The 11,682-nt window shown below is 37.2% G+C and carries 10 protein-coding genes; 7 read left to right on the forward strand and 3 right to left on the reverse strand.

Annotated features, from left to right (window positions below):
- Positions 1-2 precede the first annotated feature (2 nt).
- Positions 3-2,594: an ATP-dependent chaperone ClpB gene (clpB, locus tag M9892_10830; protein MCO5254846.1), complete on the forward strand. Its 2,592-nt coding sequence runs from the start codon at positions 3-5 to the stop codon at positions 2,592-2,594.
- 111 nt (positions 2,595-2,705) lie between these two features.
- Entirely contained in the window at positions 2,706-3,593 is an 888-nt protein-coding gene (locus tag M9892_10835) for a DUF3108 domain-containing protein (protein MCO5254847.1), read from the forward strand.
- Positions 3,594-3,629: 36 nt separating this feature from the next.
- Here M9892_10835 and M9892_10840 read toward each other — a convergent pair whose 3' ends face one another.
- Positions 3,630-4,115, reverse strand: a complete 486-nt coding sequence (locus tag M9892_10840) for a YkgJ family cysteine cluster protein (protein ID MCO5254848.1) — start codon at positions 4,113-4,115, stop codon at positions 3,630-3,632.
- Between the two features lie 92 nt (positions 4,116-4,207).
- On the opposite strand from M9892_10840, the gene M9892_10845 reads away from it, so the two are divergent.
- From M9892_10845 to M9892_10865, 5 genes are read left to right on the forward strand one after another with little or no spacing between them, the layout of a single operon-like run.
- Positions 4,208-4,738: a hemerythrin domain-containing protein gene (locus M9892_10845; GenBank protein ID MCO5254849.1), complete on the forward strand. Its 531-nt coding sequence runs from the start codon at positions 4,208-4,210 to the stop codon at positions 4,736-4,738.
- 54 nt (positions 4,739-4,792) lie between these two features.
- A complete protein-coding gene (locus M9892_10850; GenBank protein ID MCO5254850.1) occupies positions 4,793-7,498 on the forward strand; it encodes a D-alanine--D-alanine ligase in 2,706 nt (901 codons plus the stop codon).
- A complete protein-coding gene (locus tag M9892_10855; protein MCO5254851.1) occupies positions 7,482-8,123 on the forward strand; it encodes a PASTA domain-containing protein in 642 nt (213 codons plus the stop codon). The genes M9892_10850 and M9892_10855 overlap by 17 nt, the downstream gene beginning before the upstream one ends.
- 7 nt (positions 8,124-8,130) lie before the next feature.
- Complete coding sequence (locus M9892_10860) at positions 8,131-10,095, forward strand: T9SS type A sorting domain-containing protein (protein ID MCO5254852.1); 1,965 nt, start codon at positions 8,131-8,133, stop codon at positions 10,093-10,095.
- Position 10,096: 1 nt separating this feature from the next.
- Entirely contained in the window at positions 10,097-10,396 is a 300-nt protein-coding gene (locus tag M9892_10865; GenBank protein MCO5254853.1) for a rhodanese-like domain-containing protein, read from the forward strand.
- 5 nt (positions 10,397-10,401) lie between these two features.
- Here the strand turns inward: M9892_10865 and M9892_10870 are convergent, their stop codons facing one another.
- Together M9892_10870 and M9892_10875 are read right to left on the reverse strand one after the other, a co-directional pair.
- The gene (locus M9892_10870) at positions 10,402-11,250 is read right to left on the reverse strand and encodes a S1-like domain-containing RNA-binding protein (protein MCO5254854.1); all 849 of its coding nucleotides are present in this window, start codon (positions 11,248-11,250) and stop codon (positions 10,402-10,404) included.
- A 146-nt stretch (positions 11,251-11,396) separates the two neighbouring features.
- A complete protein-coding gene (locus M9892_10875; protein MCO5254855.1) occupies positions 11,397-11,627 on the reverse strand; it encodes a hypothetical protein in 231 nt (76 codons plus the stop codon).
- Positions 11,628-11,682: the final 55 nt, after the last annotated feature.

Genomic DNA, 11,682 nt, shown 5'->3' on the forward strand with positions numbered 1-11,682 from the left:
AAATGAATTTTGAAAAATTCACCATTAAAGCGCAACAAAGTATTCAAGCAGCACAGCAGAATGCTTTTAACAGACATCACACAGCCATAGAGCCGGTGCATTTACTTTCAGGGCTTTTTCAAGAAGCAAAAGAAGTATTAGAATTTGTATTCCAAAAAGCAGGTGTTCATGCAGGCAGGATTGAACAAACAACAGAATCATTATTAAAATCGCTACCTACCGGAAATGCAGATAATAACATGTATCTTTCTCCGGATGCAAACAAAGTATTGATGGAGGCAGGAAGAATTTCCGGCAAAATGGGCGATGAGTTTACTTCAACTGAACATATTCTTCTGGCATTGATTGAGGTGAAAAGTAATGTTTCAGAAATGTTGAAGGATGAGGGGTTGAGCAAAAACATAGTTGAAAAATCCATTACTGAACTACGCAAAGGAGCCAAAGTAACATCGCAATCAGCCGAAGAGCAATATAATGCACTTGGCAAGTACGCCATTAATCTTAATTCGCAAGCATCTAAAGGAAAATTAGATCCCGTTATCGGAAGGGATGATGAAATCCGTAGAGTGTTGCAAATACTATCTCGTAGAACCAAAAATAACCCAATATTGATAGGAGAACCCGGTGTAGGAAAAACTGCTATTGCGGAAGGTTTGGCTCATAGAATCATCAAAGGAGATGTTCCGGAGAATCTTAAATCCAAAGTGATTTACTCCTTGGATATGGGAGCCTTGATTGCCGGAGCAAAATACAAAGGCGAGTTTGAGGAAAGATTGAAAGCAGTAGTAAACGAAGTGATTTCAGCTTCGGGTGAAATCGTTTTGTTTATAGATGAAATTCACACATTGGTTGGAGCCGGGAAAGGCGAAGGGGCAATGGATGCTGCAAATATTTTGAAACCCGCTTTGGCAAGGGGAGAGTTGAGAGCCATAGGAGCAACAACCTTAAACGAATATCAAAAGTTTATCGAACAAGATAAAGCGCTTGAAAGACGTTTCCAAAAAGTCTATGTGGATGAGCCCTCACCCGAAGACGCTGTTTCTATTTTGAGAGGATTAAAAGAAAGATATGAAGTACATCATAAAGTCAGGATTAAAGATGAAGCTATTGTGAGCGCGGTTGAGCTTTCATACCGATACATATCGGACAGGTTTTTGCCGGACAAAGCCATTGATTTGCTTGATGAAGCTGCTTCCAAACTCAGAATGGAGATTGATTCAGTGCCGGTTGAGTTAGATGAACTCAATAGAAAAATCATGCAATTAGAAATTGAGCGTGAAGCGTTGAAGCGTGAAAATGACACTCTTAAATTGGAAGAACTCAACAAGGAACTTGCTAATATCACGGAGAAACAGACTGCATTAAAAGCAGAATGGCAAAAAGAAAAAGCCATCGTTGATGCAATACAGGCATTAAAGAAAAGAATAGAAGAGTTGAAATTAGAGGCTGAACAAGCAGAACGTAACGGAGACTATGGGAAAGTGGCAGAAATACGCTATGGACGTATGCTTGAAACGCAAAAAGAACTTGAGTCCAAACAGTCAGAACTTGCTGAAATCCAGAAAGACTCTTCAATGGTAAAAGAAGAAGTAACTGCTGAAGAAATAGCAGAAGTAGTATCGAAATGGACGGGCATACCCGTGCAAAAAATGATGCAAACCGAAAGAGAAAAACTCTTGCATTTGGAAGACGAATTGCACAAAAGAGTTGTAGGACAGGATGAAGCTATAGAATCTGTTGCCGATGCTGTGCGCAGAAGCAGGGCAGGCTTGCAAGACCCAAAACGACCCATAGGCTCTTTCATTTTCTTGGGTACGACCGGAGTGGGAAAAACCGAGTTGGCAAAGGCATTGGCAAACTATCTGTTTGACACAGAAGATGCTATGGTTCGCATTGACATGAGTGAATATCAAGAGAAACATACGGTGAGCAGATTGATTGGCGCGCCTCCCGGTTATGTTGGGTATGATGAGGGCGGACAGCTGACTGAGGCGGTACGCAGAAAACCTTATTCTGTTATTTTGCTCGATGAAATCGAAAAAGCACATCCAGATGTTTTTAATATACTCCTACAGGTATTGGATGATGGTCGATTAACTGATAACAAAGGACGGAGAGCAGATTTTAGAAATACCATTATCATCATGACTTCAAATATTGGCTCCCATATCATTCAAGAAAATTTTGAAGAAATGAGCAAAAACAACCATGACGAAATCATGGCAAAAACTAAGTCTGAAGTCTTTGAATTACTGAAAAAAACACTCAGACCAGAGTTTTACAATAGAATTGATGAAATTGTCATGTTCGAACCTTTGAGTAGAAACAATATCAGTTCCATCGTAAAAATCCAGTTGGATATATTGAAACAAAGACTTGCAGAAAGTGGTATTGAGTTTGAAGCCACAGAAGAAGCTATTGACTGGTTAAGTCAATTAGGTTATGACCCTCAATACGGTGCCAGACCTCTCAAACGAGTAATTCAAAAAAGAGTGTTGAATGAACTTTCAAAAAAGATTTTAGGAGGAACTGTAAGCAAAGATAAGAAAGTGATTTTGGATACATTTGACAATCAGTTTGTGTTCAAAAATTAAGAAAGTAAAAGTGTTCAAAAGTGTATGATTTGCTGATTGGGGGATAAAATTTCTTTCTTGTATTATTTCTTGGCACAAAACTTGAAAAAACATAGATAAAAGGAGAAAATTATGAAAACCACAGATCAAAAACACTTTGTTAGAACTTATTTCTTTCCCCTAATTTTAACCTTAGCTGTTCTTTGGGAAGGAAGTGTGGCTATGAAAACTTCTGTTTTTCAAACACCCAATTCTACACAGGTTCAGGCTAATAATGGTGATTATATATATCGTACAATTGAAAATACTGCATTTCAAGAAGGGGAAAAACTTAATTTCAGAGTCCACTACGGAATCATTAATGCAGCCAATATACAAATGGAAGTGGCTGCCGGAAATCAAGGTTTTGACAGACCGGAAGAGTTAAAAGGCAGAAAAGCTTACCATGTTATTGTGCAAGGAAGTACCATTAAGGCTTTTGACTGGGCTTTTAAAGTGCGCGACAGATTTGATTCATGGATTGACGAAGATGCACTCGCACCTTTGAAATACAGTAAATCTGTATTGGAGAATAATTATACCGATCAAGACTTGGTATATTACAGACATGTATCAGGGAAACTTAATGGCAAAAAAGGTAATTTAGATATTCCAAGCTACACACAAGATATTGCTTCTGCATTGTATTATGCCAGAAACATTGATTTTAAGAATGCTCATAAAGGTCAGGTATTTCCTATTGACGTTTATTTGGATAATCAAATTTATAATCTGAACTTCAAATATGAAGGAATTGAAACTATAAAATCAGACATTGGCAAAGTAAAATGTTATAAACTCAAACCACGCCTTGTGGTGGATAGGGTTTTCAAAGACGAAGACGATATGACTGTATGGATTTCTGCTGATGAAAACAAAATTCCTGTGCGTGTTCAGTCTGAAATTCAAGTAGGAAGTCTTAAAATTGATTTGACAAGTTATTCAGGTTTAAGAAACAATTTTGCTTCTAAGCTGAAATAAAAGAAATCTACTTGTAAGAGATTCAATGCAAGGTCATCAATGAATTTCTTTTTTGATATTTTCAGTTATTTCGGCTACTACCGGACAGATGAGTGAGTTTCTGAAAGTAATATCAAGAATCTGGTGTATGTTTTTGCGGTCAGTATGCGGGTATTCTCTGCATGCTTTAGGACGCACCTCATAGATTGAACAATAATTGTCTTTGCCCAGAAAAGGACATGGAGCAGTGTTTAACACCCAATCGTCATCTTCATCAATATGCAAGTATTTCTCTGAAAACTCAGATGGACGCATACCTAAATACTTGGCAATACGATTGATATCAACATCTCTAAATATTGGGGATGTCGTTTTGCAGCAGTTAGCACATTGCAGACAGTTAATATGTTCAAATGCTTGTTCGTGTTGGCGATGAAACAAAGTGTCGAGTTCTTTTCTTCTCGCCAGATTTCGATAAAATTTTTGATTCTCTTTCTTTTTCTGACGTGCAGCCTCTAATAATTTTTTATATGAATCAGGCATTTCGGACATGGTACAAGATTAAGGGCATTTTGGGAATATTAAACCTCTTTTATAGCCAAAAATAAAAGGCATTAGTCTTAACTTTGCCCACAATGAACAAAGCTATATACCATTTCTTTACAGACGATCACAGAGAAATCGAAGAGTTGCTGAATGATGCAGATTCATTGCCTGTGGAAATCAAACCGGAACCTTATAATCAATTTAGAACTCGATTGTTAACACATATCAAAATGGAAGAGAAGGTGCTTTTTCCTGCTGCACAAGAAGCAAATGGTGGCATTCCTTTGGAATTGCAAGCAAAATTGAGATTAGACCATGGTGCTATTACCGCATTGATGGTGCCGCCACCAAACAAAGACTTGATTAAGGTTATCCGCTTTGTATTAGAAGTGCACGACCGTTTGGAAGAAGATCCGGGAGGTATGTATGATATTTGCGAAAGCCTGACGCTGAAAAGAACAGAAGAACTTTTGCAAACGCTACGAAATATACCCGTTGTCCCCGTTGTCAAACACAATCCCGAACCTTTTGCTTTGGAATCGGCAAAGAGGTCGCTTATAAGAGCAGGGTTTGACTTTGATAGTATTATAAGTCAAATAAATTCTGAACAAGGATTTTGATGGTGGAAAAACAAAATAAACTGAGCATATTGTAGCTTTATATTTGTTGCCTTAATGGATAAAATTAGAGTAGGAATATTTTTTGGAGGAAGGTCGCGCGAGAGAGAAGTGTCATTTGCGGGAGGGCGCACTGTATATGACAATTTGGATAAAACCTTGTTTGATGCAATTCCGGTTTTTGTTGATAGTTTTAATCAGTTTATTGTTTTAGAATGGAATTATATCTATAAAGGTACAATTAGAGATTTTTATCCCCCAACTGAGTTTTTGCCCGCACTTCCTGAAAAAATACAGATTTATGCTGAAAGTCTGGACATGACGGATTCAGACAAAGCCCGCATGGCTGCTAAAATAGGACGGATTATTCAGCCCCAAGATTTTAAAAAGGAATTTGATTTTGCTTTTCTTGCCTTGCACGGCAGTTACGGAGAAGACGGCTCAATACAAGGTTTGTTGGAATGGTATGATATTCCATACTCTGGCAGTGGAGTATTCGGAACTGCCCTCGGCATGAATAAACGCCTGCAAAAGCAACTCGCCCCTCATGACAAAGGCTTCAATATGTTACAATGTCAAAGTATTGACAAAAACAATTGGTTCGGACGCGATTTTAACAGACAATTATTTTATCAAAAAATCAAAAATGAAATAGCCTTCCCAATTGTTGTTAAATCAGCCAACCAAGGCTCCAGCATTGGAGTTTCTTTTGTTAAAGAAGATAATTTTAAGGACTTTGAACAAAAAGTGAATCGTTCATTTTTTTGTGAATATATTGAGTCTAAGCAATGGCGTACTTATTCCGAAGAACAAAAGCTAAACTTTGTCCGCGAACTAATTGACCTGCGCTCAGGTATTGGATTGCCGGTTGTTGTTGAAGGAAATATTATACGCCATCCACAAATTCTATTAGATACAATTGCCAAACTTGCAGATATCCAAGAATGGGTTGAGCTTTATGCTTATGAACATGATACAGAAGTGCTTTTTGAGCCTTTTATCAAGGGTAGAGAATTTAGTTGCATAGTGTTGAGACAAGAAGATGGAACTGTAAGGGCGTTGCCTCCCACTGAGATTGTAAAAAGACAGGATTTTTTTGATTATCGTTCCAAATACCTACCTGGTTTGTCGCGCAAGATAACGCCCATGAATGTGGAATCAGCAGTCCTGTCTGCCATTCGCAACAGTTGCCAACACCTTATGAATTTCTTTGAGTTTAAGGTATATGCAAGGATTGATGGTTTTTTGACCGAAGATAATACAATCTATTTAAACGATCCTAATACAACTTCGGGGATGATGCCTTCTTCTTTCTTTTTTCACCAAGCAGCTGAAATTGGCCTTAGTCCATCGGAATTCTTAACCTATATCATTCGAACTTCCTTGACAGAACGAGCCCGAAGCAGAGGTGTGAGTTATGAAATAGATAATTTATTAGCTGTTTTGGAACAGAAGATAGGAGCAGTGCGATATAAGCAAGGAGAGCAAGAAAGGCTTGCTGTAATTTTAGGAGGTAATTCGTTTGAAAGACATATTTCAGTTGAAAGTGGTCGTAATGTTTTTGAAAAAATCAGTTCATCCGGAAAATACAATGTAGTACCGGTCTTTCTAGATTATACCCATCATGTAATGAGATTTTTTAAGTTGCCTATCAGCATGTTGCTCAAGGATAATGCAGATGATATTCGCGACAAAGTCATGAATTTTAAAGATAACCATGTACTTAATTCCATCAGAAGTGAATTTGATTCTATTACTCAAAAATATGTCAAAGGGCAGATAATATTTAAACCCGAAGAAATCAAATTAGAACAGCTACCATCCTTGTTTGAAGGGGTATTTCTTGCTTTACACGGGCGACCGGGAGAAGATGGCACTATTCAAAAGGAACTTGACCGTTTAGGTATTTATTACAATGGTTCCGGTTGGCAAAGTTCTTCTACAACCATTGATAAATATGCTACTATACAAGTATTGAAAGAAGCAGGTTTTCCTGTAACTGCTCAAAAAATGGTTTATAAATCCGATTGGATAGTCAACCCTGACAGTGTTCTTGATAGTATTGAAAGTAATTTGGTGTATCCCCTTATTCTCAAACCACATGATGATGGATGTAGTTCGGCTGTTATTAAAATCAAGAACAGAGAATCTGTCCGAAGTTTTGCCAATCTGATTTTCAGAAAAGATGACACAGAGGGCAAGTCAGACCGCACAATGTTAGGAGTAGGCGAGTGTGATGAATTTCCCATCAAGGAATCATTTTTGGTAGAATCTTTCATTGACAGTGCAGGAGCAGAGCACTTTTTGGAAATAACGGGTGGTATGTTGACAAAGTTCTCAGATACGGGCGCTGTTGAGTATCTGGTATTTGAGCCTAGTGAGGCATTGGCAGAGGGAGAAATATTGTCTCTGGAAGAGAAGTTTTTGGCAGGGCAGGGGCAGAATATCACACCTGCGAGGTATTCGCCTGACAAAGCCAAACAAATCGAAATTTCGAAGCAAGTAAAAGAACAACTGCTACGTGTGGCAAAGGTTTTAAACATTGAAGGTTATTGTCGTATTGATGCTTTTGTACGAATTTTTGCAGGCCCAAAGGTTGAGGTGATAGTAATTGAGGTAAATTCGCTGCCCGGTATGACACCTGCTACTTGTATCTATCATCAAGCTGCATTGGAAAATTTAAAACCTTTTGAGTTTATAGATAGTATTCTTAAGTTTGGCAAGCAAAGAACCGCACTAAAAACAAATGAAGAAAGAGTTTAACAACCAGCCTCCGAAACGGAGAAAGTGGCTGATATTTGGGGTGAACTCCCTTGCTGCTATTATAGTGATTCTGTGTGCAATCTGGATTTTGCAAAGGTGGATGTATAGCTATACTCGCCATGGCGAAGCCATTGAAGTCCCTAATATTGTTGGTGTGAGAATGGATAAAGCCTTGGCAATTTTGGAAGAAAATAAATTCAGGTATGAAATCATCGACTCTGTCTATAGAGACTCCATGAAAAAAATGGACATTGTAGAACAAGATCCTGCTGCCGGTAGCTTTGTAAAAAAAGGTCGCACTGTGTATCTTATAGTCAATTCACTCGAAAAACCCAAAGTACAAGTTCCTAAACTTGTGAATAAATCCCTTAATTTAGCAATGGCATTGCTCAAAAATTCAGGATTACGTGTTGGAAATGTGGAATTCAAAAAGACACTATTAGGCGATAATTTGGTGTTAGCTCAAATGTATCATGGAGATACAATACGACCTCACGTCATGGTTTATAAAGGAGCTGCCATTGATTTAATCGTAAGCGTGAAACCCGTGGATGGCGACCAATTTGACGAAAACGGCAACTATATCAACCCCCTTGATTCAATTGAAGAAGAAAACAACAATTAATAAAGACATGCGTTCTATCCTCATGCGATACCTGTTACTACCTTGCTTGTTGATTACTTTTCATATTAATGTCTTTTCACAAAATGGTATCAAACTGTTTCCCGTGCAAGTCAATCAAACTTTAATAGCTGCATCACAAGGATTGTCTTATACAGATATGCAAGTTGCCAGCCATGGCAATGCATCCAGACGTAATGCAGGTGATACACTTGTCTTGCCTTTCTTTGATGATTTTACTTCCGGTCTTGTCTATCCTGATATGCGCTTGTGGATTGACAGCTTTGTTTATGTCAACAGTAATTTCCCCATTTCTCCACCTAGCTTTGGTGTTGCAACTTTTGACAATCTTGACAAAACGGGCAAACCCTATGCTGAGCCAATGAGTATCAATACTTTTCAAGCTTGGGATACTTTAACTTCCAGACCTGTCAATCTAAAAAACTATAAGGTTGGACTTAATGAGATAGATTATCAAATTTCAGATTCCATATACCTTAGTTTCTTTTTCCAAGGCGGTGGAATAGGAGATAGACCTGAAATCCAGGATTCTTTGGTAGTACAATTTAGAATGAGAAATGGTAAGTGGTATAGCGTTTGGAACACAACACAAATTGGTGCCAACCCTTTTACACAAACATTGATTGGAGTTTTGGATTCGAACTATTTATGGGATGCATTTCAGTTTAGATTCCTTCATTACACATCAGCATTGGGAAATCTGAACCAGGTTCATGTGGATTATGTTAGAATGAACAGAAATAGAACTGCGAATGACACCTTAATCAATGATGTGGCGATAAACAAAAAACCTTGGTCTCTGCTAAAGAATTACTATGCCATGCCTTACACACATTTTGTCAGTGATTCTGTTAACCAAAAAGCAAGCAGACACACAGTCGGAGTCAGAAATAATACTGTTAATGTAATCAATACTCAATATCAATTTGAGGCTTATCACAAAAGCAATCAACTTGCTTTATTCCCATTTTCAGCCAACAGTCGCAATATTTTTGCTAATTCAGATACTACAGAGAGTTTTAACACCTTTGGTTTTGGAGCATTTCCACAAAATGAATATGCGTATATTAAAAATGTATATAAAATAAATCCACAAGCCGGTAACACTACGCCTACAAGTTATAACTCACTTGGGAATAATGACGAGTTCATTCAATATCAAGCATTCAAAAACTACTATGCTTACGATGACGGTTCTGCTGAAGGAGGTATTGGGTTGAGTTATGAAGGTTTGCCACCCGGAAGAGGTGCTTTTGCAGTTAAATATACGCTTACAAAGCCGGATACTTTTGCAGGTCTTGCTGTTTTTTTTAACCGTTCCTTAGAGGACGTAAGCGCAAGGCAGTTCAAACTTTGTATTTGGAACAATATTGCGGAAGGTGGTATGACAGATGAACCCATTTATGAATACTCCGTTTTAGCACCTGCTTATACAGACTCTATCAACGGTTTTCATTATTTTGTGTTTGATACAACGATTGTGTTGCCTAAAGGCGATTTTTATGTGGGTTGGTCTCAGATTGCAATATATAATCTTAATGTAGGCTATGACAATAATTATAGATTAGAAGGGAAAGAGCAACGTAATACTAATATCCTTTATAATCTATTGGGTGTTTGGCAATATGCTGATGTACAAATTAAAGGTGCGCCTATGATAAGACCCTTGATTGGTAAATATTCTGATTGGGCTATGGGAGTGAATAAGACACCGGAGCATCGTTCTAATGTGTTTACAGTTTATCCTAATCCTTCACAAGGGATTTTCTATATTCAAAGTCAATCAAACAATACTGCACAATACACTGTAAATAGTATAGAAGGTAGGGAAGTGTTGAATGGAAATTTTCAGGGTAGCCAAACCATTGATTTGTTAACTCTTCCTTCAGGAGTTTATATACTCTATATCCGCAATGGAGAAACCTTTCAAGTCGAAAAATTGATTAAAGAGTAAGATGCAAGATATCACAGTAACAGAACTCAAGGAATATATTGACAGTCAAAAGGATTTTATTCTTATTGATGTTAGGGAGCCTTATGAATTTCAAGCCTATAATATTGGGGGCTATTTAATTCCTTTGGCTACTTTGCAACATGCTATTGAAGAATGGACTGAACTTAAAGATAAAGAATTTGTAGTTATTTGCCGTTCGGGTGCAAGAAGTGCAGCAGCAAAGAATTTCCTTGAATACATTGGTTTTGCTAATGTGAGAAATCTTTTGGGAGGATTGCTTGAATGGCAAAGCAAGTTCTGATTGTTCTATTTCTTTTTGATAACCGAAATAGAATTCTCCTCTAAATTTATCTTCTTATTCTTATATAAACTGCCAACAGCTCTTTTAAATGCCTTTTTGCTCATGCCAAATCGCTCTATAATGGTTTCCGGATCAGACTTGTCAGAGAATGGGAGAGTGCCGTTGTTGTTCAATAACTCTCCATATATGTAAAATGCATCATCTTTAATCTGATCAGAACCTATCTTTTGTAATGAGATGTCAATCTTGTTGTCAGGGCGAATCTGTTTGACATAGGCTTTGAACTTTTGACCCACACGGATTTCTTTAAAAATATCGGAAAAGAAAACCAAGCCTTCATGTAAGTCATTTATAATGAGCTTATAACCCAAGTCTGTTCTTTTCCAAACCATAATGTCAACTTCTTGACCGGTAGTCAATACAACATTTTCGTTTGAAAGAACAGCATCGACTTTTGTTGTTCCAACCAATCGGTTTGATTCAGTATCGAAATACATGAAAACAATTACAAAATCGTCTTTATCAATTGATTCTCTAAGTTCTCTATAAGGAATAAATAAATCCTTTGGAAGTCCGCAATCTGCAAAAGCACCTAATTTATTGATATCCTTAATTTGCAAAAAGCCAAAAGTAAAAAGTGTGAGTTTGGGTTCTTTAAGTGTAGCAATCGGACGGTTCTCAGAATCTAAATAAACAAAGAGATTTAATTTGTCGCCAATTCTAATTTCTTTTTGAGAAAGTTCTACACCGGGTAATAAGATTCTTTTCTCCGGATTTGATTCATTAATTAAGAACAGACCATGGGGGGTAAACTCATCTGCAATTAATTCGTTATAATTTCCTACATCAAACATCTGAGTGCAAAGGTAGGGTGCACAGATGACAAATAAACATCTTATTTTATTTGCTTGGTTTATTTTAACTTAACATAATATTAATTATATGTAATTAATGAACCCAAATAATAATCACGTTGATTAGTAAAGCACCTTAATCTCAATTAAAAAAAGTATCCGACACCGAGTGTAATTGCTCTCACACTCTTATAGTAGCTAACTATATAACCTAACTTAGGATGAGTTCCATTTTGGTAATGTAAGTTAATATAAACTCCTTCATCTTCTTGGTCAGTCCAAAATTTGTAGCGAAGTTCGATATCTGTAAACTTAGCACCTTTTATAGGAGATAAATTAAGACCTATACTAGCATAATAGTTTTTGTATTGAGCCATTGGGTAAAGAGTTTGGGCATAGTTAATTTGGTAGTCATTAACTATTATTAATCTG

The organism is Bacteroidota bacterium (genome assembly GCA_023957335.1).
In the GTDB taxonomy this organism is placed as follows: domain Bacteria; phylum Bacteroidota; class Bacteroidia; order NS11-12g; family UBA955; genus JALOAG01.

Excerpts from the sequence above, each read along its gene's own strand:
- M9892_10860 (MCO5254852.1), top strand. The coding sequence starts at position 8,131 with ATGCGTTCTATCCTCATGCGATACCTGTTACTACCTTGCTTGTTGATT.
- M9892_10840 (MCO5254848.1), bottom strand. The coding sequence starts at position 4,115 with ATGCCTGATTCATATAAAAAATTATTAGAGGCTGCACGTCAGAAAAAG.
- M9892_10850 (MCO5254850.1), top strand. The coding sequence starts at position 4,793 with ATGGATAAAATTAGAGTAGGAATATTTTTTGGAGGAAGGTCGCGCGAG.
- M9892_10865 (MCO5254853.1), top strand. The coding sequence starts at position 10,097 with ATGCAAGATATCACAGTAACAGAACTCAAGGAATATATTGACAGTCAA.
- clpB (MCO5254846.1), top strand. The coding sequence starts at position 3 with ATGAATTTTGAAAAATTCACCATTAAAGCGCAACAAAGTATTCAAGCA.
- M9892_10855 (MCO5254851.1), top strand. The coding sequence starts at position 7,482 with ATGAAGAAAGAGTTTAACAACCAGCCTCCGAAACGGAGAAAGTGGCTG.
- M9892_10835 (MCO5254847.1), top strand. The coding sequence starts at position 2,706 with ATGAAAACCACAGATCAAAAACACTTTGTTAGAACTTATTTCTTTCCC.
- M9892_10870 (MCO5254854.1), bottom strand. The coding sequence starts at position 11,250 with ATGTTTGATGTAGGAAATTATAACGAATTAATTGCAGATGAGTTTACC.
- M9892_10875 (MCO5254855.1), bottom strand. The coding sequence starts at position 11,627 with ATGGCTCAATACAAAAACTATTATGCTAGTATAGGTCTTAATTTATCT.
- M9892_10845 (MCO5254849.1), top strand. The coding sequence starts at position 4,208 with ATGAACAAAGCTATATACCATTTCTTTACAGACGATCACAGAGAAATC.